Here is a 22,599-nt window from a genome sequence, read left to right as displayed (position 1 = left end):
GTGATAACGATCGATCGTTCTCTCATGGATGCCTCGCAATCGGAAAGGAAACCGACACGAAGCTCCAGGCAAACAATCCGCCGCCCACGCTTCTCTTTCTTCTCAATCTTCAGTTTTCAAAGATCACGCCATCGAACAAACGGTGGCGGCGGGCCGGTCGGGACTTCCATCCCCTGGACCCTGTCGAAGACCAGCCGTTTCCGGCGAACTCTTCTGGATGTCTGCGGGGGGGCCAAAACCAGAGCGAACCGAAGGGCTCGCCGGCGGCACCCTCGCCGTCGATGAGTGGCTTATAGGCCCTCCCCGCTTTCGAAGTCAACACGGCTTTTTGGAAAAAACGACGGAAGCGAACTTTTTCCGAAACAGGCCGGATCGCCTGCCACGCAGGCTTCCCCGGCGTCATCGCGGATTCACAAAGGGTCCCGGCTCGTGGAAGCCCACCGCGCAAGGGGATCGACCCACAGGGCCCTGCAGGAGCCACCCCCTTGGTGCGGTCGTCAGCCCCGACGCAGGAGGACGACACGCGGAGCGGCCGCACGGCTGTCGGCTTTTGGCGGACACCGCGCCGGCGTCCGGCATTTTCCTTTCGCGCCGTTTGGTATTAGGCCGGAACGACAGGCCTGAAGAGGCGCGACGGGGATGGCACGGGGACAGGCAGATGGGCGACAGGACCGAGGCGAACCCGCCGGGCCGTTACGAACGCATCCTGCGTGACGCCGGTGTCCGCATCACCCGGCCGCGGCGGATCATCCTGACGATTCTCGCCGACGGCGGCGACCATCCCGACGCGCTGGAGATCTTCCGGCGCACCGCAGCGATCGATCCCTCGATCTCGCTCTCCACCGTCTACCGCACCATGAAGCTTCTGGAGGAGAAGGGCGCGATCCAGCGCCATGTCTTCGAAGGCGGCCCGTCGCGATTCGAGCGCGCCGACGGCGATCACCACGACCACCTCATCGACATCGAATCGGGCGATGTCGTCGAGTTCCGCTCCGATCGCATCGAGAAGCTGCAGGAAGAGATCGCCCGCGAGCTGGGCTACGAGATCGTCTCGCACCGGCTCGAACTCTACGGCCGCAAGCGCCGGCCGGACTGAGAGACCTCACGCGGGGACACGCCCGACGCGAATCGGCCCGCACCCTCTCGGGCACGGGCCGCTTCGTTGATTATTTGCGCCCGCGATGCGGGTCTCCTCAAACCAGCTTGGCGTCGAGCGTCACGCTGATTGCGCCGAGCGCCTTGGACACCGGGCAGCCTTCCTTGGCGGTGTTGGCGAGTTCGTCGAACTTGCCCTGCTCGATCCCCGGGACCGTCGCTTCCAAGACGATGGCGCTGGACTTGATCTCGAAGCCGGCCTCGACCTGCTCGACATTTACCGTGGCCGTCGCCTTCAGCTCCTGCGCCGGCGTGCCGTTCTCGGCGAGGAAATGCGACAGCTGCATCGCGAAGCACCCGGCATGGGCCGCGGCCAGCAATTCCTCCGGGTTGGTGCCCGACTTGCCGCTCTCGTCCTCGAAGCGCGCCTTGAAGGAATAGCCATGGTCGGACAGCGCGCCCGACTGCGTGGTGATCGCGCCGGTTCCGTCCCCGAGTGCGCCCTTCCAGATTGCCGTTGCATGCCGTTTCATGAGAATCTCCTTGATCTGGCGCCGACCGGGCCGCTGCGTTTGTGGCAGCGGCCGAATGGGAGGTCGGCCTGCCTTGCCGCAACAACCGTCGGCGCCCGCAACAGTTCCGGCGAACACGATGCGTTCACCAAAGCGGCGATAGGCTGGCGGAACCCGCGCGCACGCCGCGGGACCGGCGGCAGCAGGAGACACCGCGTTGACGCAGACGACGCTCATCCACGCGACCCGCCCGCTTCTCGACGAGAAGGCGGCCTGGCTGACAATTCTCGCCGACGAGCGGCGCAGCAGCCCGCATACGATCGAGGCCTATGAGCGCGATCTGCGCCAGTTCCTGGTCTTCCTCACCGACTATCATGCCCGCCCGGCCCAACTGGCCGATCTCGCCGATCTGAAGACGGCCGATCTGCGCGGCTTCCTCGCCGCCCGGCGCCGCGACGGAGCAGGCGCCAAGACCATGGGCCGGGGGCTTGCCGGCGTCAGGTCCTTCATCCGGCATCTGGAGCGCAAGGGCCTTGCGTCCTCGGCTGGGGCCAAGGCGATGCGGGCGCCCAAACAGCCGAAATCGCTGCCGCGCCCCCTGACCGTCGGCGATGCGATGGCGGTGACGGAAGAGGCCGGCGCCTTTGCCGCCGAGGCCTGGATCGCGGCCCGCGACGTCGCCATCCTCACCCTGCTCTATGGCTGCGGCCTGCGCATTTCCGAAGCTTTGTCGCTGCCCGGCGATGCGCTCAGCGACGCGACGGCCCGTTCGATGCCGGTCGCCGGCAAGGGCGGCAAGACCCGGCTGGTGCCGCTGCTCCCGGCCGTGCTGGAGGCGGTCGGCGAATATCGCCGTCTCTGCCCCTATCCGCTCAACGCCGACAACGCGCTGTTTCGCGGCGCGCGCGGCGGGCCGTTGCAGCCGCAGATCGTCCAGCGCGCCATGGCGCGGTTGCGCGGCGTTCTCGGCCTGCCCGACAGTGCGACGCCCCATGCGCTGCGCCATTCCTTCGCGACGCATCTCCTCGCCGGCGGCGGCGACCTGCGCACCATCCAGGATCTGCTCGGCCATGCCAGCCTGTCGACCACCCAGAACTATACGGCGGTGGATCAGGCCCGGCTGATGTCGATCTACGAGGACGCCCATCCCCGCGCCCGGCGCCGGCGCGCCGGCTGAATCGCCCCCCGATGCTTAGGTCTTTGGTCGCAATTGCCGCCTAGGCTCGCGCCATGCTGCACCTGATTTCCGCCGTCGCCGCACCCGATCGCCTGCCCCCGTCCGACACGGTCCTGCGCCGTCTCGAACGCCTGTGCCTCATGCTGCCGCTTGCGCTTCTCGCCCTGCTGTTTGCCGGCATCGCCGCGGCGCAGGCGGCCGACGCCGGGACCTGCAAGGCGACCGATCTCCTGGCGTCGCTCGAAGCCGATGGCAGGCTCGCCGCGGTCGAGGCGGAAGCGGCCCGGACCGTCAATGGCGAGGGCAAGCTGTTCCGCATCGAGAAGCCGGGCGTGCCGCCATCCTTTCTTCTCGGCACCATGCATCTGGCCGATGCGCGTGTGCTGGCGCTCGGCGAGGCTGCCGAGGCCGCGCTGACCGATGCCCGGCGCCTGGTGATCGAGACCACCGACGTCCTCGAGCCGGCAAAGGCCGCCGCCGCGTTTCTCGCCCATCCCGGGCTGATCAATCTGCCGAAGGGCCAGACGCTGGCCGATCTTCTCTCCGACGAGGAAGAGGCCCGAATCAGGGCCGCTCTCGACGCCCGCGGCATGCCGTTCCATGCCGTGCGCACCCTGCAGCCCTGGTTCCTGTCGATCAGCCTGATGCTCCCGGCCTGCGAGATGGCGCATCGCGCTGAAGGCGCGGCGGTGCTCGACGCGGCCCTTGCGCAGCGCGCCATGGCTGCGGGCAAGCCGGTGGAGGGCCTCGAGACGTCGGCCGAGCAGCTGGCGGCCCTCGCCTCCCTGCCGATGGAGCTGCAGCTCGAAGGCCTCATCGCCACGGTCGATCTGGCAGAGCACCTGCCCGACGTCATGGAGACCATGGTCTCGCTCTATGTCGACGGGCGAATCGCCATGATCATGCCGACCATCGAGGCGGCGATCCCCAATGGCGGGGTGCTGGTCGGCGCCGGCGACGGCTATGCCGAGTTCGAAGAGCGCATCGTGACCGATCGCAACCGCCGCATGGCGGAGCGCATGCAGCCGATGCTGACGGCGGGCGGCGCCTTCGTCGCCGTGGGCGCCCTGCATCTGCCGGGCGAAGAGGGCATCGTCGCCCTGCTGCGCGAGGCCGGCTGGACCGTCACCCGGGCCGACTGAGCCTGTGCGGACAACCGGGGGCAGGCCGGCATTCTCCGACGCGACTGCACCGAAACGTGAAGACGCCCGGCATATCGGCGCTGGCCGGAGCGGGCGTGGCGACCTTAAGCTTTGGGGATCGCAACAGCCAAGGAGACATGCCGCATGAAATCCTTTCTCGCTGTCACGCTGGGCGCCGGCCTCCTGGCCGCCGCCTCCACCGGAGCGGTCGCCGCCTGCGCGTCGCATGTCACGGCCGACGCGCCGATGACCCCGATCTTCACCGCCGACACGACCGGCACCGACACCGCACCGGTCGCGACGCCCGACAAGAAGAGCTGATCGCGCGCACCTTAACGAGAGAAGGCCCGGCTGCTTCTGGCGGCCGGGCCTTTTTCATGGCGCGAAATGATTCACGTGAAACGCCGGCGGGCGATCCCGCCCGGCGCTTCGGTCATATATGGATCGGTTTGGCGAAGGCCGCGAAGGCGGCCTCGCGCATGGCTTCCGACAGGGTCGGATGGGCGTGCGACGTCCGTGCGAGATCCTCGGACGATCCGCCGAACTCCATCAGCAGCCCGGCCTCGGCGATGAGATCGCCGGCATCGGCGCCGAGGATGTGGCAGCCCAGCACCCGGTCCGTCTCGGCGTCCACCAGGAACTTCACGAAACCGTCGGTCTGCAGCATGGCGCGGGCGCGGCCATTCGCCATGAAGGGGAACTTGCCGACACGGTAGGCGACGCCCGCCTGCTTCAGCTCCTCCTCGGTCTTGCCGACCGAGGCGACTTCCGGCGAGGTGTAGACCACCGACGGGATCGCGTCGTAATTCACGTGGCCGGCCTGGCCGGCGAGGATCTCGGCCAGTGCGACGCCCTCGTCCTCGGCCTTGTGGGCGAGCATCGCACCCTTCACCACGTCGCCGATGGCATAGATGCCGTCGACATTGGTCTTGAAATGCGCGTCGATCTCGACCCGGCCGCGATCGTCCAGCGCAACGCCGGCCTCCTCGAGACCGAGACCTGCCGTGAACGGCTTGCGGCCCGTCGCGACCAGCACGACGTCGGCGTCCAGCGTTTCGGCCTCGCCGCCCTTGGCCGGCTCGAAGCTGACCGAGGCGCCCTTGTCCGACTTCGTCACCGCGGTGACCTTGGCGCCGAGCTTGAAGGTGAGACCCTGCTTGACCATCAGCTTCTGGAAGGCGGTGGAGACCTCGCTGTCCATCGGCCCGAGCACCTTGTCGAGGTATTCGACCACGGTGACCCTGGCGCCGAGGCGGGCCCAGACCGAGCCGAGCTCCAGCCCGATCACGCCGCCGCCGACGACGACCATCGTCTCCGGGACCTTCTGCAGCGCGATGGCATCGTCCGAGGACACGATCTTGTCCGTGTCGAAGGCGACCTCGACGCCCGGAATGCCGGCGACGTCCGAACCGGTGGCGATGCAGATGTTCTTCGCCGACAGGGTCTCGGTGGTGCCGTCTTCCTTCGCGACCTCCACCTCGGAGGCCGACTTGATGCGGCCCGTGCCGATGACGCCGGTGATCTTGTTCTTCTTGAACAGGAAGGCGATGCCGTCGACATTCGACTTCACCGTCTTGTCCTTGTGGGCCAGCATCTTCGACAGTTCGAGCTTCGGCTCGACGGCGATGCCGAGCTCGCCGAAGCTGTGATTGGCCTCGGCGAACATTTCCGACGCGTAGAGCAGCGCCTTGGACGGAATGCAGCCGACATTCAGGCAGGTGCCGCCATAGGTCTTGCGCTTTTCGACGACGGCGACCTTGAGGCCGAGCTGCGCCGCCTTGATGGCGCAGACATATCCGCCGGGTCCCGATCCGATGACGACGAGGTCGAAGGGTTCAGCCATGTCCAGTCCTGTTCGTGCGGTGCGGGCCGTGGCCCGGTGTCTTGAAGATAAGGTCGGCGGGAGCCAACGTCAGGCGAGGAGATCATAGACCATCAGGACCAGCCCGAAGATCGAGATCACGAAAGCGAGGGTGCGGATCACAGGGATGCCCGCGTAATAGATCGGCGCATAGGCGACGCGGGCCCAGAACCAGAGCTGGGCGCCGGTCAGCCCGAGCCCGCCGGTCTGGCCTGACACGATCAGGCCGAGGATCGCCGCGGCGAAGAACGGGTAGGTTTCCATGTAATTGGCAAAGGCGCGCCGGGCGCGGCCGGCCAGTCCGCCGGTCGGCCGCGGGTCTCCCTCGCGCGACGAGGCGGCGGTCTTCGGACCGATGGCGGGGATCGCCGTCACGATGTGGACGGCCAGCATGCCAAGCCCCAGGATCACCGACCAGCCGAGGAGCGCCAGCTCCATCGGCGTTGCGGCGAATGTCGCGGCGATCTCGGTTTCCATGCTGCGCGTCCTTCTGCCGGCCCGTCTTCTGCGATCGTGGCCATGCGTTGATGGAAGCCGCTACGCTGCGATGGCTTGCAGCGCGGATCGTTGGATCACGGCCAGATCGAGCGTGCGCCGGACACGTCGAGGATCGCGCCGGTCGAATAGCTGGCGGCGTCGGAGGCAAGCCACAGGATGGCGCCGGCGACTTCCTGCGCCGTGCCCGCGCGCTTCATCGGCAGGCCGGGTCCGAGCTGGGCCACCCGGTCCGGCTGGCCGCCCGAGGCGTGGATGTCGGTGTCGATGATGCCGGGGCGCACGGCGCAGACGCGGATGCCGTCGTCGATCAGTTCCTTGGCGAGACCGACGGTCAAGGTGTCGATGGCGCCCTTGGAGGCGGCATAGTCGAGATACTGGCCCGGCCCGCCGAGCTTGGCCGCGACCGACGACAGATTGACGATCGCGCCGCCCTTGCCGCCATGGCTCTTGCCCATGCGCCTGGCCGCTTCGCGGGCGCACAGGATGCTGCCGGTGATGTTGATGCGGAACATGCGCTCCAGCCGCTCGACCGTCATGTCGGCCAGCGTCCCGGCCTCGTCGACAATGCCGGCATTGTTGATCAGTGCGGTGAGCGAGCCGAGCCGATCGGCCGCCTCGAAGATCGCGAGGATGTCGGCCTCGACACCGACATCGCCCTTGACCGCGACGGCCTTGCCACCGGCGGCCTCGATGTCGGCGACGACCGCATTGGCGGCGGCTTCGTTGGACGCGTAATTGACCACGACCGCATAGCCGGCCTTGGCGCCGGCCTTTGCAGTGGCCGCGCCGATCCCGCGCGAGCCGCCGGTCACGATCATCACTCCGTCAGCCATCAGGCCGTACTCCCTTACTCAAACTCGGGACCGGCCGGGTCCATCCCGGCCGGACGCATGTGTCCTTCGCCAAACGCCTAGAGGTCGAGGACCAGGCGCTCGGGATCCTCCAGGCTCTCCTTGACCCGCACGAGGAAGGTCACGGCCTCCTTGCCGTCGACGATCCGGTGGTCGTAGCTGAGCGCCAGATACATCATCGGCCGGATCACCACCTGGCCGCCGATGGCCATCGGCCGCTCCTGAATCTTGTGCATGCCGAGAATGCCCGACTGCGGCGCATTCAGGATCGGCGTCGACATCAGCGAACCGTAGACGCCGCCATTGGAGATGGTGAAGGTGCCGCCCTGCATGTCGGACACGCCAAGCTTGCCGTCACGGGCCATCAGGCCGAGTCGGCCGATCTCCTTCTCGACCTCGGCGATCGACATCTGGTCGGCATCGCGCACCACCGGCACGACGAGGCCCTTGGCGGTGCCGACGGCGACGCCGATATGGGCGTAGTTCTTGTAGATCAGGTCGGTCCCGTCGATCTCGGCATTGACCGCCGGGACTTCCTTCAGCGCGTGGCAGACCGCCTTGGTGAAGAAGCCCATGAAGCCGAGCTTCACGCCGTGCTTCTTCTCGAACAGGTCCTTGTACTTCTTGCGCATCTCCATGACCGCGGTCATGTCCACCTCGTTGAAGGTGGTCAGCATCGCGGCCGTGTCCTGCGCGTCCTTCAGGCGCCGGGCGATGGTCTGGCGCAGGCGGGTCATCTTGACCCGCTCCTCGCGGCTCTCGTCGTCACCGGCGGACGGGGCGCGGGCGGTCGGAACCTGCGGCTTTTCCTGCGGGCTGGACGGCGCGCCGCGGGCGATGGTCTCGAGGACATCGCCCTTGAGCACCTGGCCGCGCTTGCCGGAGCCGGCGACGTCGCCGTCGGACAGGCCCTTCTCTTCCATCATCTTGCGGGCCGACGGTGCGGCCGGCATCTCGCCGGAGCCCTTGCCGGCCTCCTGCGTGGGCGACGCCGCATCACCCTTGGCACCACCGCCGTAATCGACCTTGGTCTCGCCGCCGGCATCCGCCTTGGCTTCCTGGCTCTTCGGCTTCTCCGTCGGAGCCGTGGTGCCGGCATCCGAACCCGAGCCCTCGCCGATCGATCCGATGACCGTGCCGACCGCGACGGTCTCGCCTTCCGGCACGGCGATGTCCTGGAGCACGCCGGCGGCGGGAGCCGGCACCTCGACCGTCACCTTGTCGGTTTCCAGCTCGGCCAGCGTCTCGTCCATCTCGACCCGGTCGCCGGGCTTCTTGAACCACTGGCCGATGGTGGCCTCGGTAACGGATTCACCCAGCGTCGGGACTTTGATTTCGGTGCTCATCGCTCTTCAGATCTCTTCTGGTCGGGTTCGGTCGGGACGACCTTGTTTCAGCGCGGCGTCTGGGTGGCTCAGCCGAGGGCGTCTTCGAGGAAGGCCGCCAGCTGCGCCTGATGCGTCGACATGGTGCCGGCCGCCGGCGAGGCGGCGGGGTTGCGACCGGTATAGCGGACGCGACGCTTCTCAGCACCGATATGTTCCAGCACCCATTCCAGATAGGGGTCGACGAAGGACCAGGCACCCATGTTCTTGGGCTCTTCCTGGCACCAGACCATCTCGGCCTGCTTGAAGCGGGCGAGCTCGTGGATCAGCGCCTTGGCCGGGAACGGGTAGAGCTGCTCGAGACGCAGCAGGTACACGTCGTTGGTGCCGCGCTTCTCGCGCTCTTCCAGAAGGTCGTAATAGACCTTGCCGGTGCACATCACGACGCGCCGGATCTTGTCGTCCTTGACCAGCTTGATCGGCGAATCCTTGCGCATCTCGGCATCGTCCCAGAGCAGGCGATGGAACGAGGTGTCGCCGGACATTTCCGACAGGTCGGAGACGGCCCGTTTGTGGCGCAGCAGCGACTTCGGCGTCATCAGGATCAGCGGCTTGCGGAAGTCGCGCTTCAGCTGCCGGCGCAGGATGTGGAAATAGTTTGCCGGCGTCGTGACGTTGGCGACCTGCATGTTGTCCTCGGCGCACATCTGCAGGAAGCGCTCCAGCCGGGCCGACGAATGCTCCGGCCCCTGCCCCTCGTAGCCATGCGGCAGCAGGCAGACGAGGCCCGACATGCGCAGCCATTTGCGCTCGCCTGACGAGATGAACTGGTCGAAGACCACCTGCGCGCCATTGGCGAAGTCGCCGAACTGGGCCTCCCAGAGGGTCAGCGCATTCGGCTCGGAGAGCGAATAGCCGTATTCGTAGCCCAGCACCGCCTCTTCCGAGAGCATCGAGTTGATGACCTCGTAGATCGCCTGCCCCTTGGCCAGATGGGCGAGCGGCACGTAGCGGGTCTCGTCCTCCTGATCGTAGAGCACCGAATGGCGCTGCGAGAAGGTGCCGCGCTCCGAATCCTGGCCCGACAGGCGGACCGGATGGCCTTCCGTCACCAGCGTGCCGAAGGCCAAGGCCTCGCCGGTCGCCCAGTCGATGCCCTCGCCGCTCTCGATCATCTTGGAGCGGTTGTCGAGGAAGCGCTTGACGGTGCGGTGGACGTTGAAGCCCTTCGGCACGGCCGACAGCTTGGCGCCGATCTCCTTCAGCGTCTTCAGCGGCACGCCGGTCACGCCGCGGCGCGGCTCGTCGACTTCCTCGGCCTTACGCAGGCCCGCCCAGGCGCCATCCAGCCAGTCGGCCTTGTTGGGCAGATAGGACTGGCCGGCCTCGAACTCGGCCTCCAGCGTCTTGCGCCACTCGGCCTTGCGCTCCTCGACATCGGCCTCGGAGACGACGCCCTCGGCGATCAGCTTCTTGGTGTAGATCTCCAGCGTCGTGGGATGCTGGCGGATCGCCTTGTACATGATCGGCTGGGTGAACGCCGGCTCGTCGCCCTCGTTGTGGCCGTAGCGGCGGTAGCAGAACATGTCGATGACGACCGGCTTGTGGAACTTCATCCGGTATTCGGTCGCCACCTTCACCGCGTAGACCACGGCTTCCGGATCGTCGCCATTGACGTGGAAGATCGGCGCCTCGACCATCTTCGCCACGTCGGACGGATAGGGCGAGGAGCGCGACAGCCGCGGATTGGTGGTGAAGCCGATCTGGTTGTTGATGATGAAGTGCAGCGAGCCGGCGACCCGGTGGCCGCGCAGGCTGGACAGGCCGAAGCACTCGGCCACGACGCCCTGGCCGGCGAAGGCCGCATCACCGTGGATCAACAGCGGCATGATCTTGGAGCGGGTGTCCAGCGGCACGAGCTCGGTGCGCGTGCGGCCGGCAATGGCGTCCTGCTTGGCGCGCGCCTTGCCCATCACGACGGGATCGACGATCTCCAGATGCGACGGGTTGGCGGTCAGCGACAGATGCACCTTGTTCTGGTCGAACTCGCGGTCCGACGAGGCACCCAGATGGTACTTCACGTCGCCGGAGCCTTCGACGTCCTCGGGCTTGTAGGAACCGCCCTTGAACTCGTGGAAGATCGCCCGGTGCGGCTTGGCCATGACCTGGCTGAGAACGTTCAGGCGGCCGCGATGGGCCATGCCGAAGACGATCTCCTTGAGGCCGAGCTGGCCGCCGCGCTTGATGATCTGCTCCAGCGCCGGGATCAGCGACTCGCCGCCGTCGAGGCCGAAGCGCTTGGTGCCCTTGTACTTGACGTCGAGGAACTTCTCGAAGCCCTCGGCCTCGATCAGCTTGTTGAGGATCGCCTTCTTGCCCTGCTCGGTGAAGGCGATGCCCTTGTCCGGGCCCTCGATCCGCTCCTGCAGCCAGCCCTTCTCCTCCGGATTGGAGATATGGGTGAACTCGACGCCGAGCGTCGTGCAATAGGTCCGCTCGAGGATGTCGACCATCTCGCGGATCGACGCGAATTCGAGGCCGAGCACCTTGTCGATGAAGATCTTGCGGTCGAAATCGGCCTCGGTGAAGCCGTAGGCCTGGGGCGACAATTCGTTGTAGTCGTCGTCGGCCGGCTTGGCGATGCCGAGCGGGTCGAGCTTGGCGTGCAGATGGCCGCGCACGCGGTAGGCCCGGATCAGCATGATCGCGCGGACCGAATCCTGCGCCGCCTGCTGGACGGCGGCACTGGACAGGTCGACGCCCGATTCCTGCGCCTTCTGCTTGACCTTGGCCTCGATCTTCTGGGCCGTCGGGCCCCAGTCGCCGTCGAGCGCCGAGACCAGGTCGCCATTGGCGGCGATCGGCCAGTTGGCCCGCTCCCAGGAGGGACCTTCCGCGCTCTTGATGACGTCGTCGCGATCGTCCTTCAGCTCCTTGAAGAAGTCGCTCCATTCGGCCGGGACCGAGGATGGATCGGTCTCGTAGCGGGCGTGAAGATCCTCGATGTAGTCGGCGTTGCCGCCGTACAGGAACGAGGTGAGCGCGAAGGTTTCGTTCGCCTGATTGCGTGCCATCGTATCGTTGCGACCACCGTTCGGGGGCCGTCTCCTATCAGCGATTCATCGATGATGCCGGACGCGCGAATCGCGGCCGGCACCCGTGTTTCGATCCTTCTTCCCCGCGTTTCGGGCATTGCCGTGACGCGGGAACCCGTTCCTGTCGCGGGGCATCGCGTGGACGCCCCGCCTGTCCGACATGAGCCGGACGATCAGCCCTTGAGCAGCTCGACCAGCGTCTTGCCGAGCTGTGCCGGCGACGGCGACACGCGGATGCCGGCCGATTCCATCGCCGCGATCTTGTCCTCGGCGCCGCCCTTGCCGCCGGAGACGACCGCGCCGGCATGACCCATGGTGCGGCCCTTGGGCGCCGTGCGGCCCGCAATGAAGCCGACGGTCGGCTTGGAGCGGCCCTTCTTGGCCTCGTCCTTGAGGAACTGCGCGGCTTCCTCCTCGGCCGAACCGCCGATCTCGCCGATCATGATCATCGACTTGGTTTCGTCGTCGGCCAGGAACATCTCCAGCATGTCGATGAACTCGGTGCCCTTGACCGGGTCGCCGCCGATGCCGACGGCCGTGGTCTGGCCGAGCCCTTCATTGGTGGTCTGGAAGACCGCCTCGTAGGTCAACGTGCCCGAGCGCGAGACGATCCCGACATTGCCGGTCTTGAAGATGTTGCCCGGCATGATGCCGATCTTGCACTGCTCCGGCGTCAGCACGCCCGGGCAGTTGGGGCCGAGCAGGCGCGACTTGGACTTGTCGAGCTTGGCCTTCACCCGGACCATGTCGGACACCGGAATGCCTTCGGTGATGCAGACGATCAGGCCGATCTCGGCGTCGATCGCCTCCTCGATGGCGGCGGCGGCGCCGGCCGGCGGCACGTAGATGACCGAAGCGGTGGCGCCGGTCTTGTCGCGGGCTTCGACCACGGACGAGAAGATCGGCAGCTGGACGGTGCGTCCGTCGGACTGCCCCTCCCACATCTCGCCGCCCTTCTTGGGATGGGTGCCGCCGACCATCTGCGTGCCGTAATAGGCCAGCGCCTGCTCGGTGTGGAAGGAACCGGTCTTGCCGGTCAGGCCCTGGACGATGACCTTGGTGTTCTTGTCGACGAGAATGGACATGGGTTCTGGGGAACTCCGTAGAGGGTCAGTCAGCAGTCGGGATGGCGGCCGCGCCGATCGGGCGGCCGGATCGCATCAGCCGACCGCCGCAACGATTTTCTTGGCTGCGTCGTCGAGATCGTCGGCCGCGGTGATGGCGAGGCCGCTGTCGTTGAGGATCGCCTTGCCCTTGTCGACATTGGTGCCTTCGAGGCGCACGACCAGCGGCACCTTCAGCCCGACTTCCTTGACGGCCGCGACCACGCCCTCGGCGATGACGTCGCATTTCATGATGCCGCCGAAGATGTTGACGAGGATGCCCTTCACGGCCGGATCGGCGGTGATGATCTTGAACGCCGCCGTCACCTTCGCCTTGTCGGCGCCGCCGCCCACGTCGAGGAAGTTCGCCGGCTCCTTACCGTAGAGCTTGATGATGTCCATCGTCGCCATGGCGAGGCCGGCGCCGTTGACCATGCAGCCGATGTCGCCGTCGAGGGCGACATAGGCGAGGTCGTATTTCGACGCCTCGATCTCCTTGGCGTCTTCCTCGCTCTCGTCGCGCAGCGCCTTGATGTCGTCGTGGCGGAACAGCGCGTTGCCGTCGAAGGAGACCTTGGCGTCGAGGACGCGCAGGCGGCCGTCGGTCATGACGATCAGCGGGTTGATCTCCAGAAGGCTCATGTCCTTCTCGGTGAACGCCTTGTAGAGGATCGGGAACAGCGACATGCCGTCCTGGCGAGCCTGACCGTCGAGCTCGAGCGCATCGCACAGCTTGCCGGCATCCGCCTCGGTCACGCCCTCGAGCGGATCGATGGCGACGGTGATGATCTTCTCCGGCGTCTCGTGGGCGACGGTCTCGATATCCATGCCGCCCTCGGTGGAGGCGACGAAGGCCACCCGGCCGACCGCGCGGTCGACGAGGATCGAGAGATAGAGCTCACGGTCGATATCGGCGCCGTCCTCGATATAGAGGCGGTTCACCTGCTTGCCGGCATCGCCCGTCTGGGCGGTGACCAGCGTGTTGCCGAGCATCTCGGTGGCATGCTGGACGACTTCCTCGACCGACTTGGCGAGGCGCACGCCGCCCTTGGCGTCCGGGCCGAGTTCCTTGAACTTGCCCTTGCCGCGTCCGCCGGCGTGGATCTGGCTCTTCACGACATAGAGGGGACCGGGCAGCTGCCGGGCGGCGGCCTCCGCCTCGGAGACCTGCGTGATCGGCACACCGCTGGCGACCGGCGCGCCGAAGCCCTTGAGGACTTCCTTGGCTTGATACTCGTGGATGTTCATGAAGTGCCTTCCTTTTGAGAAGCCTGCCGGCGGGAACGATCCGGCATGATGGGAGAAACGGTCATTGCAGACCGCCGAAGGATGAGGCGGGACCGCCGGCCGTACCGATGAGCACCGGTCGGTCGCGTCCGCATTGGAAGATGGTGCTGAGATCGGCGGCGCCGCGCGCCATGCCGTTCGCCTGTTCGTTGGCCGCATCGAGCACGGCCACCGCACAGCCGGGCGTCTCGCCATTGCCGACGCGCGAGACGAGGAGCACGTCGCTCGTCTCGCCGACCTCGGCGCCGTCGAGATGATAGCGCACGATCGCCGCATAGGGCGCGCCGCGCTCGTCCACCCGCCACTCGATCGTCGATCCGAGCGAATTGAACGGGGCGAAGCTCTGGAATTCCGGCACCGCGCCGAAGCCGACCGAGACGCGCAGATCGCCCTCTGAGACGAAGACCGCACGGCCCTCGATGCCGGGACAGATCCACTCGCCCGAGCCGCCATCCTCGGCGGCGATAACAACGGTCTCGCAGGCGTCGAGATCCAGATCCGTGTAGACGCTCTCGCCCGCCAGTGCCGCGACCGGCACCGTCAGGGCGGTGAGGACGCCGCCCATCAGCGAGAGAGAAGGAGACACGGATCCGGTCACTGGCTTACTTGAGATTGGGCGCGATGCCCTGGCAGGCTTCCATGAGCCCCTGCACCGAGGCAACCGACTTTTCGAACTGGCCCTTCTCGTCGGAATCCAGCTCGATCTCGATCACCCGCTCGACGCCGTCGGCGCCGATGACGCAGGGCACGCCCACATACATGTCCTTCAGGCCGTACTCGCCCTTGAGGGCGGCGGCGCAGGGCAGGACGCGCTTCTTGTCCTTCAGGAAGCTCTCGGCCATCTGGATCGCCGAGGAGGCCGGCGCGTAATAGGCCGAGCCGGTCTTCAGCAGGCCGACGATCTCGGCGCCGCCGTCGCGGGTGCGCTGGACGATCTCCTCGAGCCGCTCGGCCGAGCACCAGCCCATCTTGACCAGATCCGGCAGCGGAATGCCGGCCACGGTGGAATAGCGGGTCAGCGGCACCATCGTGTCGCCATGGCCACCGAGAACGAAGGCGGTGACGTCCTCGACCGAGACCTTGAACTCGTCGGCAAGGAAGGTGCGGAAGCGCGAGGAATCCAGGACGCCGGCCATGCCGACGACCTTGGACTTCGGCAGGCCCGAGAACTTCTGCAGCGCCCAGACCATCGCGTCGAGCGGGTTGGTGATGCAGATGACGAAGGCGTCGGGCGCGTATTTCGCGATGCCGGCGCCGACCTGCTCCATGACCTTGAGGTTGATGCCGAGAAGATCGTCGCGGCTCATGCCCGGCTTGCGCGGCACGCCGGCGGTGACGATGCAGACATCGGCGCCCTCGATGGCCGCATAGTCGTTGGCGCCCGACAGATGGCCGTCGAAGCCCTCGACCGGGCCGGACTGGGCGATGTCGAGGGCCTTGCCCTGCGGCGTCCCCTCGGAGATGTCGAACAGGACGACGTCGCCGAGGTCCTTCAGGCTGGCGAGATGCGCCAGCGTGCCGCCGATCATGCCGGAACCGATGAGTGCGATCTTCTTGCGTGCCACGGGCTGATCCTTCTGCTGCAGGCCGGGCCGCAACGGCGCCGGCAACCGCCTGGATGGTCTTCGAACACAGCAAAAGGGAGAGTGTCGCCCGTCTCGCCGAATCCGACCTTGTCCGGGACAGCCGCAGCGAGTTCTTCCGCGCGCGCGAGCGAGTGGACGAAAGACATCGCAACGGTGCCCCCGTTGCGGCATGGCAATAGACCGCACCGGTAGCTTATGCAACCGGCGAAAACGGGCCTCAAGGAATTCAAACGGTTAGATGCATTGGGGGTTACGTAAACGTAAAAGCAATTGGCAAGCCCGATCAAGGCGGAAGCGCCGGAGCGCAAGAAGTCCGTGTTGACGCAGAAACATTCGCCCGGAGGGCCGATTGCCGGCCTCGCAGGGCCTCATGGACCACCGAACTGCCGAAACGGGCGACGGTCAAGCCCGGGGCCCGGACCACCGATCCAGCCGCAACCGGATGGGCAAACCGGCCGCGGCCCCGCAGTCGCCGGTTGGCCTAGGCGCCCGGAACCGCGTTGCGTTCCAGATATTCCGCGCTCCGCATTTCGTGCAGCCGCGAGATGGTACGGTCGAACTCGAACTTCTCGGTGCCCGACCGGGCGCGGTAGAGCTGGTCGGCCGGCGCCTCGGCCGAGATCACCAGGCGGCGGCCGCCGTCATAGAGCGCGTCGACCAGGGTGATGAACCGCTTGGCCTCGTTCCGCTCGGCTTCGGCCATCACCGGAACCCGGTCGAGAACGAGCGTGTGGTAGCGCCGTGCCAAAGCGAGGAAGTCCTGCGCCCCGAGTGCGCGGGTCAGGAGGTCGTCGAAGGCGAAACGCGCCGCGCCGTTGCCGGCCCGCGGAACCGCGATGGTGCGACCCTTCACCGAGAGCGAGGCCGACGCCTCCTTCGTGCCGTCGAGGAGCCGGGTCCAGATCGTGTCGAGCTGCGCGTCGGCGGCCTCGCCGAGGGGTGTCACATAGAGATCGTCCCGCCCGAGCACCGCCAGGCGATAATCATCGGCGCCGTCGAGCTCGAAGATCTCGACATGTTCTTTCAGCGTATCGACGAAGGGCAGGAACAGGCCGCGGTTCAGCCCGTCGCGATACAGGTCGTCCGGCGCGACGTTGGAGGTGGCGACCAGAACGATGCCGTTGTCGAACAGCGCCTTGAACAGCCGCGACAGGATCATCGCATCGGCGATGTCGGTGACGGTGAATTCGTCGAAGCACAGAAGCCGCGCTTCGTCGGCGATCTGCCGCGCCACCGGCGGGATCGGGTCGTCGCCCTTGGCGGTGCCCGCCTTGACCGCTGCCCGGTGCGCGCCGATCCGCTCGTGCACGTCGGCCATGAAGGCGTGGAAATGCACCCGGCGCTTGGCCGCGACCGAGGCGCTGCGGAAGAACATGTCCATGATCATGGTCTTGCCGCGGCCGACATCGCCGTAGATGTACAGCCCGCGAATGGGATCGGCTTCGCGCTTCTTGCCGAACAGCCAGCCGAGCGCGCTCTTCTTGGAGGCGACCATGTCGGCGGACAGGACCTGGTCGAGATGGTCGAGCTTGTCGGCCAGCCTGCGCTGGATCGAATCCGCCTCGATCTCGCCCGAGACGATCAGGCGCTCCAGCGCCGACCGGACCGGCCCGCGCGACTTTTCCCTGGCATTCACGGCCACTGACACGCCTTCACGACTTAACGACTGGAAAACGGCCGATACGGCGACGCCGGCCGCGTCGTTCGGGCCGGCGTCGATCGTCTCTAGGTCGTTCTAGCGGTACAGCTCGACCGGCACGCCCGTGGTGGTCTGGCCGGTGAAGCGGTTCTTGCCCGACGAGGTCAGGGTCGCGATCACGTTCGCCGACGTATCCTTGAGCTGCAGCTGGTTGCCGGTGGTGGACCAGCGGCGCACATCCGCCAGCCGGCCCGGACAGCCCATCGAGGCGGCGTTGTAGTTCTCGTCATACTGGGTCAGCGTCAGGCCGACCCGACAGTTCCCGCCGCTGGCCGAGACCTGGTAGAAGCCGGTCATGCTGGTGCGCGACAGCGGCTCGGAGCTGGTCGAGGCGACCTGGGTGTTCCCGCCGGCATCGGCGGTCGCGTCGCCGTCGGTCCCGGCCGAAGCGTTGAAGTCGGCCGAAGCGTTGGTGCTGGCTCCGGGCGGCGGCGGCGGCGGGGGCGGCGGCAGCTGGTCGGCCGACACGCGGCCCGCAGGTGCCGGCGGCAGCGGGGCCGGCCCGGTGTCGCGTCCCATCTCCGGCATCGACCGCGAGCAGCCCGCCACGAGGAGCAGTGCCACGACGGCCGCTCCGGCTTTCATCTTATGCGTCATTGAAGACTTTCCCCGGCATGTCTGTCCCTCGCCAATCCGACCTGCCGGCCGGTCCGTCGCATCCATAGATCGAACCCTGCGATCATTTCGCAAGATGCCATTGTGCCAAAACGTAACGCAAGCACGTGATTGTGGCCATTGTCACACGCAAATCACCCGGTGCAGCGCAACAAACGGCCCGATCACTCGCCGGCCAGCGGACGCTGGAAATCGCCGGTGTCCGGGTCCATCGCCCACAGCTCGCCCGAGGCGATGTCCACCCAGGCGCCGTGCAGCGACAGCTTGCCTTCCTTCACCAGCGCCTCGACCGTCGGGAAGGTGCGCAGATTGGCGATCGAATAGCGGATGGCGATGCGCTCCAGCGCGGCCTGACGCTCGCGCGCCGTCATGTGGTCGTTGGCGCCGACGGCCTTCGACACGGGGTCGAGCAGGCTCATCCACTTGCCAATGAAATCGCCCGGCGACAGCGGCTCGGCCGACGGCGACAGCGCGGCGTGGATGCCGCCGCAGCCGCCATGGCCGAGGACCACGACATGCTCGACCTTCAGGGCGTGCAGCGCGAATTCGAGCGCCGCCGAGGTCGCGTGATACTCGCCGTCCGGCTCGTAGGGCGGCACCAGATTGGCGACGTTGCGCACCACGAAAATCTCGCCCGGCGCGGCGTCGAACAGGGTTTCCGGCGCGGCACGGGAGTCGCAGCAGGCGATCACCATGGTCTTGGGATGCTGGCCCTGCTCGGCCAGATCGCGCAGGCGGTCGCGCTCCTGCGGAAGGCGGTTCGCCAGAAAGGCGCGATAGCCGTTGAGGAGATGGTCGGGAAGATACTTCGTCATGATCAGATCACTACCGGCTTGCCCCGGCGCAATCAATCAGGCCGGGCCCGCCCCGCTGTCGTCGCGGGGACGCGTTCCTCGAACTAGATACAGGCAGCGCCGACGGCAAGCGATGTTTCACGTGAAATCCACGCGACCTCGCAGTTCAGGCGCGCCGGCCGCCGCCCGGATAGGCCAGGCGGCGCATCTGCACCATCGCCATCGGATGCTTGAGGCTGTCCGTATCGGTCTCCAGCGTCAGTTCGTCGGCCCCGCGCTTGGTCGTCCGCGCCAGGATCTCGAACACCGTCGCGGTCGCGCTCTGTAGCGCCTTCTCGCCCTTGGCGCCCGACAGGGTGCGGGCTAGGAACACTGCCGCCGTCAGGTCGCCGAGCCCGTGGGGCGCATTCTCCACCACCCGGTGTTCGGCGAGAATGGCCTGGAAATCGCGCACCAGAAGATTGCCGATGCCGCCGCGCAGCATCGGGAAGGCCGAGGTGACCACGACGGCTTCGGGCCCGAGCGTCGCCGCCGCCTCGATCAGATGGGAATTGTCGGTGAATTCCAGCCCGGTGAGGAATTCCAGCTCGAAGCGGTTCGGCGTCGCGATGTCGGCCAGCGGGATCAGGCGGTCGCGGATTGCGTCGACCGTCGCCTGCGACTGGTACATGCGCCCGCGATCGCCGAGCACCGGGTCGCAGATATAGGTGGCGCCGGGATTGGCGCGCTTGACCGCCTCCACCAGCCGCGCCGTCGGCTCGACCTGGTCGCCATCGCCGAAATAGCCGGTCAGCACGGCCCCGACCTCGCCGAGCCAGGGCGATCCGGCCAGATCGTCCATCAGCGCGGCGAAATCGCCGGCCGGCGGCACGATCCGCGTCGCCGGTCCGTGCCCCGGATGCCAGGGCAGCGTCACGGTGGGCACCGACCACACCGGAAACCCCAGCGATTCCAGCGCGAAGACGGCGGCCCGGTTGCCCACCGTGCCGCGCGCCACATGGCTGGAGACGCAGATGACCGCCGGACGGTCGTGATGGGCGGAAGACGCGGCTATCGACATGTCGAATGTTCAGGAACGCATGAGGAAATCGGCGAGCATAAGCCCGAACACGATGAAGCCGACGATGCCGGCCAGCCGACCGATCCGCGTGCCGATGACCTCGATGCGGTCGTTCGGGTCGGCGTCGGTCGCCAAGAAATGGTCGCGGGTGCGGAACAGGAGCGAAAAGGTATGGGCACCGATCTGCGGCTCCGTTTCCTGCCGGATACGTTCCAGGATCGCCTTGGCTTCGCGCTGCTGCGCGTCGTCGTCATGAGGCCGGGTCATGGGAAAGCTCTGTCGCAAAACCCCCGCGAGGGCAACAGCGAGAGCGCAACGATTGTCTTCTGCGCTACGGCCGGATGCGCTAGACATGCCGGACAAGCCCTTTTGACCGGAGACCGTCGATGCTGTCCGCTGCCAAGATCCTTCCGCCGCTCCGGCTTCGCCCGTATCTGACCGCCCTCATCGTGGCGCTGCTGGCGCCGATGCTGTCGGCCTGCGGGATCAACGCCATTCCCACCTACCAGGAGCAGGCGCGCGCGGCGTGGTCGCAGGTCGAGAACCAGTATCAGCGCCGGGCCGATCTGATCCCCAATCTGATCGAGACCGTGAAGGGCTTCGCCACTCAGGAGCGCGAGGTCCTGACCGCGGTGGTCGAGGCACGAGCCAAGGCGACCCAGATCACCGTCAATGCCGACCAGCTGACCGATCCGGCCATGGTGCAGAAATTCCAGGCCGCGCAGGACCAGCTCGGCGGCGCCCTGTCGCGGCTGCTGGCGACCGTCGAAGCCTATCCGGACCTCAAGTCCAACCAGAACTTCCTTGCGCTGCAGAGCCAGCTCGAGGGCACCGAGAACCGGATTTCCGTTGCCCGCCGCGACTATATCGAGGCGGTGCGGGTCTATAACACCGAGCTGCGGACGATCCCCGGCCGCTGGATCGCCTCCTTCTTCTATCCGGAGGCCCAGCCGATGGAGCCCTTCACCGCGACCGCCGGCTCGGCGACGCCGCCGAAGGTGGATTTCGGCCAGTGAGCCGGCTGGCAGCCAACTGATCGAAAGGCCCGAGCCCATGGATCGGATCCGGCAATTGTCGATGGCAGGTGGACGCGGCGCGCTCGCCGCGCTGGGCCGCCTTCTGGCGCTGGCGGCCGTCCTTGCGCTGGTCGCGCCTGCCGCGGCGCAGGAATTCCCGCCCCTCACCGGCCGGGTGGTCGACACGGCGGATCTTCTCGATCCGGCGACCGAGACCGCGCTGACCGAGAAGCTGGCCGCCTTCGAGGCACAGGGCAGCGACCAGGTCGTTGTCGTCACCGTTCCCGACCTGCAGGGCGCCGAGATCGCCGACTACGCCAACCGGCTCGGCCGCGAATGGGGCATCGGCCAGGCGGAGGAAAACAACGGCGTCGTCCTTCTGGTCAGCCGCGACGACCGCGAGGTGCGCATCGAGGTCGGCTACGGGCTCGAAGGCACCCTCACCGACGCGCTATCCTCGCTGATCATCCAGAACGACATCCTGCCGGCCTTTCGCGGCGGCGATTATCCCGGTGGCATCAGCCGCGGCGTCGACGGCATCATCCAGGTCCTCTCCGGCGACGCGGCTGAGCTTCAGGCCCGGGCCGAACGCAACCAGGACTGGAGCGGCGAGGATTTTGCCGGCATCGCCTTCACCCTGATGTTCGCCGGGGTGTGGATTCTCGTTCTCGGCGCCTTTGCGATGACCGGCCTTGCCCGCCGCTTCGGCAAGAAGGTTGGTCGCAACCGCTATCGCTGGCTCGGGATCGTCTGGACGCTCGGCCAGGCGAGCCGCATGTCGGGATCGCGCAGCGGCTTCGGAGGTGGCTTCGGCGGCGGTGGCGGCTTTTCGGGGGGCGGCGGCTTTTCCGGCGGCGGAGGATCGTTTGGCGGCGGCGGATCGTCGGGGAGCTGGTGACCATGGCAAGACTGACCTTCACCGAAGCCGATCACGCCCGCATCGCCACGGCGATCCGCGAGGCCGAGATCGCCACCACCGGCGAGATCTACGCGGTCTTCGCCCGGGCGAGCGACGGTTATCATTTCGTCTCCGCCACGGCTGCGCTCGCCATCGCGCTGCTCGTGGCCGGCGTCACCCTGCTGCTGGCGCCGCTCTTCGACGTGACGGTGTCGGCCGCAGCGCTCTTGGGCGGGCAGATCGTCATCGTCCTCGCCATGCTGGCGGCCTTCGCCCTCTCCCGGAACCTGCGCATGGCCTTCGTGCCCCGCGCCATCGCCGAGCGCCGGGCGCACCGGTCGGCCCTGCAGCAGTTCTTCGCCCATAACCTGCACACCACGGCGGGGCGCACCGGCATCCTGATCTTCGTCTCCGAAGCCGAGCGCTTTGCCGAAATCGTCGCCGACGACGCCATCGCCGCGAAAGTCCCGCAGGAGAGCTGGGACGCCATCGTCGCCGACCTCGTCACCGCCGCCGCCGACGATCACCTGGCCGACGGCTACGTCGCCGCCGCCCACGCCGCCGGCGCCATCCTCACCGAGCACTTCCCCGGCGACCACCGCAATCCCAACGAGATCCCCGACCGGCTCGTGGATATCTGAGGGGCGTGGGGGCGCATTCGGCAGCGGGGTGGATGGTCGCCAGCGGGGTAGATGGCCGCCAACGGAGCGGATGGCCGAACCGGCGAGGCATGGGTCCTCGGGTCAAGCCCGAGGATGACGCCGTGGTTGAATGTTGCGGCTCTCCGTCACCGTAACGCTGAACCGGGCCGGGCCGGACCGAAGCACCGCGCCATCTCAGGATGATCCTTCCCCATCACCGCGCGTCATCCTTGTCTGTTGACGGCCTCTTGCAATTGGAGAGGCTGATCGGCGGGCAGCGCACCGTGTCATCCTTGGTCGTTGGAGACCGTGCCCGAGCAAGGTTCGCCGCCCGCCTTTCGTCA

At 67.2% G+C, this 22,599-nt stretch carries 23 protein-coding genes; 8 read left to right on the top strand and 15 right to left on the bottom strand.

Features of this window, described 5'->3' with window-relative positions; all coding sequences use genetic code 11:
- Together H9Q09_RS22380 and H9Q09_RS21465 are read left to right on the top strand one after the other, a co-directional pair.
- Positions 1-296: hypothetical protein (locus H9Q09_RS22380; RefSeq protein ID WP_210315462.1), on the top strand; the 296-nt coding region annotated here is incomplete at its 5' end.
- 362 nt (positions 297-658) lie between these two features.
- Entirely contained in the window at positions 659-1,096 is a 438-nt protein-coding gene (locus tag H9Q09_RS21465) for a Fur family transcriptional regulator (RefSeq protein WP_187392756.1), read from the top strand.
- 97 nt (positions 1,097-1,193) lie between these two features.
- Here H9Q09_RS21465 and H9Q09_RS21460 read toward each other — a convergent pair whose 3' ends face one another.
- Positions 1,194-1,628 (bottom strand): OsmC family protein, encoded by a 435-nt coding sequence (locus tag H9Q09_RS21460; protein WP_187392755.1) that lies wholly within the window; start codon positions 1,626-1,628, stop codon positions 1,194-1,196.
- Positions 1,629-1,884: 256 nt separating this feature from the next.
- Between H9Q09_RS21460 and H9Q09_RS21455 the strand changes: the two genes are divergently transcribed.
- The 3 genes from H9Q09_RS21455 (at position 1,885) to H9Q09_RS21445 (ending at position 4,247) form a co-directional block, all read left to right on the top strand.
- Positions 1,885-2,784 carry a tyrosine recombinase XerC gene (locus H9Q09_RS21455; protein ID WP_246716272.1) on the top strand — a complete coding sequence of 300 codons (900 nt, stop codon included), beginning with the start codon at positions 1,885-1,887 and terminating at the stop codon, positions 2,782-2,784.
- Positions 2,785-2,837: 53 nt separating this feature from the next.
- Positions 2,838-3,926, top strand: a complete 1,089-nt coding sequence (locus tag H9Q09_RS21450) for a TraB/GumN family protein (protein WP_187392753.1) — start codon at positions 2,838-2,840, stop codon at positions 3,924-3,926.
- 144 nt (positions 3,927-4,070) lie between these two features.
- Positions 4,071-4,247 carry a hypothetical protein gene (locus H9Q09_RS21445; RefSeq protein WP_187392752.1) on the top strand — a complete coding sequence of 59 codons (177 nt, stop codon included), beginning with the start codon at positions 4,071-4,073 and terminating at the stop codon, positions 4,245-4,247.
- A 112-nt stretch (positions 4,248-4,359) separates the two neighbouring features.
- Here the strand turns inward: H9Q09_RS21445 and lpdA are convergent, their stop codons facing one another.
- The 14 genes from lpdA to H9Q09_RS21375 all read right to left on the bottom strand — a co-directional run bounded on the left by lpdA (position 4,360) and on the right by H9Q09_RS21375 (position 19,967).
- The gene (gene lpdA / locus H9Q09_RS21440) at positions 4,360-5,769 is read right to left on the bottom strand and encodes a dihydrolipoyl dehydrogenase (RefSeq protein ID WP_187392751.1); all 1,410 of its coding nucleotides are present in this window, start codon (positions 5,767-5,769) and stop codon (positions 4,360-4,362) included.
- 69 nt (positions 5,770-5,838) lie between these two features.
- Positions 5,839-6,264: an MAPEG family protein gene (locus tag H9Q09_RS21435; RefSeq protein WP_187392750.1), complete on the bottom strand. Its 426-nt coding sequence runs from the start codon at positions 6,262-6,264 to the stop codon at positions 5,839-5,841.
- Positions 6,265-6,359: 95 nt separating this feature from the next.
- The gene (locus H9Q09_RS21430; protein ID WP_187392749.1) at positions 6,360-7,118 is read right to left on the bottom strand and encodes an SDR family oxidoreductase; all 759 of its coding nucleotides are present in this window, start codon (positions 7,116-7,118) and stop codon (positions 6,360-6,362) included.
- 77 nt (positions 7,119-7,195) lie between these two features.
- Entirely contained in the window at positions 7,196-8,482 is a 1,287-nt protein-coding gene (gene odhB, locus H9Q09_RS21425; RefSeq protein ID WP_187392748.1) for a 2-oxoglutarate dehydrogenase complex dihydrolipoyllysine-residue succinyltransferase, read from the bottom strand.
- A 68-nt stretch (positions 8,483-8,550) separates the two neighbouring features.
- Positions 8,551-11,535, bottom strand: a complete 2,985-nt coding sequence (locus H9Q09_RS21420) for a 2-oxoglutarate dehydrogenase E1 component (RefSeq protein WP_024352176.1) — start codon at positions 11,533-11,535, stop codon at positions 8,551-8,553.
- A 194-nt stretch (positions 11,536-11,729) separates the two neighbouring features.
- A complete protein-coding gene (gene sucD / locus H9Q09_RS21415) occupies positions 11,730-12,641 on the bottom strand; it encodes a succinate--CoA ligase subunit alpha (protein WP_024352177.1) in 912 nt (303 codons plus the stop codon).
- Positions 12,642-12,716: 75 nt separating this feature from the next.
- Complete coding sequence (gene sucC, locus H9Q09_RS21410; RefSeq protein ID WP_187392747.1) at positions 12,717-13,907, bottom strand: ADP-forming succinate--CoA ligase subunit beta; 1,191 nt, start codon at positions 13,905-13,907, stop codon at positions 12,717-12,719.
- 61 nt (positions 13,908-13,968) lie between these two features.
- A complete protein-coding gene (locus tag H9Q09_RS21405) occupies positions 13,969-14,532 on the bottom strand; it encodes a hypothetical protein (protein ID WP_187392746.1) in 564 nt (187 codons plus the stop codon).
- A gap of 16 nt (positions 14,533-14,548) precedes the next feature.
- Positions 14,549-15,511 carry a malate dehydrogenase gene (gene mdh, locus H9Q09_RS21400; RefSeq protein WP_024352180.1) on the bottom strand — a complete coding sequence of 321 codons (963 nt, stop codon included), beginning with the start codon at positions 15,509-15,511 and terminating at the stop codon, positions 14,549-14,551.
- A gap of 502 nt (positions 15,512-16,013) precedes the next feature.
- Positions 16,014-17,168, bottom strand: coding sequence for a cell division protein ZapE (zapE, locus tag H9Q09_RS21395; protein ID WP_348646347.1), 1,155 nt, complete (start codon positions 17,166-17,168; stop codon positions 16,014-16,016).
- 99 nt (positions 17,169-17,267) lie between these two features.
- Positions 17,268-17,828, bottom strand: a complete 561-nt coding sequence (locus tag H9Q09_RS21390) for an AprI/Inh family metalloprotease inhibitor (RefSeq protein ID WP_187392744.1) — start codon at positions 17,826-17,828, stop codon at positions 17,268-17,270.
- 182 nt (positions 17,829-18,010) lie between these two features.
- A complete protein-coding gene (locus tag H9Q09_RS21385) occupies positions 18,011-18,661 on the bottom strand; it encodes a carbonic anhydrase (RefSeq protein WP_024352183.1) in 651 nt (216 codons plus the stop codon).
- 145 nt (positions 18,662-18,806) lie between these two features.
- Entirely contained in the window at positions 18,807-19,700 is an 894-nt protein-coding gene (gene pdxY / locus H9Q09_RS21380) for a pyridoxal kinase PdxY (RefSeq protein ID WP_187392743.1), read from the bottom strand.
- Positions 19,701-19,709: 9 nt separating this feature from the next.
- Positions 19,710-19,967 carry a hypothetical protein gene (locus tag H9Q09_RS21375; RefSeq protein WP_187392742.1) on the bottom strand — a complete coding sequence of 86 codons (258 nt, stop codon included), beginning with the start codon at positions 19,965-19,967 and terminating at the stop codon, positions 19,710-19,712.
- 119 nt (positions 19,968-20,086) lie between these two features.
- Here H9Q09_RS21375 and H9Q09_RS21370 point away from each other — a divergent pair, with 119 nt between their 5' ends.
- The 3 genes from H9Q09_RS21370 to H9Q09_RS21360 are packed head-to-tail and all read left to right on the top strand — an operon-like array spanning position 20,087 to position 22,255.
- Positions 20,087-20,716, top strand: a complete 630-nt coding sequence (locus H9Q09_RS21370; RefSeq protein ID WP_187392741.1) for a LemA family protein — start codon at positions 20,087-20,089, stop codon at positions 20,714-20,716.
- Between the two features lie 37 nt (positions 20,717-20,753).
- On the top strand, positions 20,754-21,614 hold the full coding sequence (locus tag H9Q09_RS21365; RefSeq protein WP_187392740.1) for a YgcG family protein: 861 nt from the start codon (positions 20,754-20,756) through the stop codon (positions 21,612-21,614).
- Between the two features lie 2 nt (positions 21,615-21,616).
- A complete protein-coding gene (locus H9Q09_RS21360; protein WP_187392739.1) occupies positions 21,617-22,255 on the top strand; it encodes a TPM domain-containing protein in 639 nt (212 codons plus the stop codon).
- Positions 22,256-22,599: the final 344 nt, after the last annotated feature.

Source organism: Aurantimonas sp. DM33-3, assembly GCF_014334315.1.
Lineage (GTDB): Bacteria > Pseudomonadota > Alphaproteobacteria > Rhizobiales > Rhizobiaceae > Aurantimonas > Aurantimonas coralicida.
Note: the sequence above shows the minus strand (reverse complement) of the source record. Positions and strands in the feature narration are given on the sequence as shown.

Coding starts and splice junctions, on each gene's coding strand:
- H9Q09_RS21465 (WP_187392756.1), top strand. CDS start 659: ATGGGCGACAGGACCGAGGCGAACCCGCCGGGCCGTTACGAACGCATC.
- H9Q09_RS21460 (WP_187392755.1), bottom strand. CDS start 1,628: ATGAAACGGCATGCAACGGCAATCTGGAAGGGCGCACTCGGGGACGGA.
- H9Q09_RS21450 (WP_187392753.1), top strand. CDS start 2,838: ATGCTGCACCTGATTTCCGCCGTCGCCGCACCCGATCGCCTGCCCCCG.
- H9Q09_RS21445 (WP_187392752.1), top strand. CDS start 4,071: ATGAAATCCTTTCTCGCTGTCACGCTGGGCGCCGGCCTCCTGGCCGCC.
- lpdA (WP_187392751.1), bottom strand. CDS start 5,769: ATGGCTGAACCCTTCGACCTCGTCGTCATCGGATCGGGACCCGGCGGA.
- H9Q09_RS21435 (WP_187392750.1), bottom strand. CDS start 6,264: ATGGAAACCGAGATCGCCGCGACATTCGCCGCAACGCCGATGGAGCTG.
- H9Q09_RS21430 (WP_187392749.1), bottom strand. CDS start 7,118: ATGGCTGACGGAGTGATGATCGTGACCGGCGGCTCGCGCGGGATCGGC.
- odhB (WP_187392748.1), bottom strand. CDS start 8,482: ATGAGCACCGAAATCAAAGTCCCGACGCTGGGTGAATCCGTTACCGAG.
- H9Q09_RS21420 (WP_024352176.1), bottom strand. CDS start 11,535: ATGGCACGCAATCAGGCGAACGAAACCTTCGCGCTCACCTCGTTCCTG.
- sucD (WP_024352177.1), bottom strand. CDS start 12,641: ATGTCCATTCTCGTCGACAAGAACACCAAGGTCATCGTCCAGGGCCTG.
- sucC (WP_187392747.1), bottom strand. CDS start 13,907: ATGAACATCCACGAGTATCAAGCCAAGGAAGTCCTCAAGGGCTTCGGC.
- H9Q09_RS21390 (WP_187392744.1), bottom strand. CDS start 17,828: ATGACGCATAAGATGAAAGCCGGAGCGGCCGTCGTGGCACTGCTCCTC.
- H9Q09_RS21385 (WP_024352183.1), bottom strand. CDS start 18,661: ATGACGAAGTATCTTCCCGACCATCTCCTCAACGGCTATCGCGCCTTT.
- pdxY (WP_187392743.1), bottom strand. CDS start 19,700: ATGTCGATAGCCGCGTCTTCCGCCCATCACGACCGTCCGGCGGTCATC.
- H9Q09_RS21375 (WP_187392742.1), bottom strand. CDS start 19,967: ATGACCCGGCCTCATGACGACGACGCGCAGCAGCGCGAAGCCAAGGCG.
- H9Q09_RS21370 (WP_187392741.1), top strand. CDS start 20,087: ATGCTGTCCGCTGCCAAGATCCTTCCGCCGCTCCGGCTTCGCCCGTAT.
- H9Q09_RS21365 (WP_187392740.1), top strand. CDS start 20,754: ATGGATCGGATCCGGCAATTGTCGATGGCAGGTGGACGCGGCGCGCTC.
- H9Q09_RS21360 (WP_187392739.1), top strand. CDS start 21,617: ATGGCAAGACTGACCTTCACCGAAGCCGATCACGCCCGCATCGCCACG.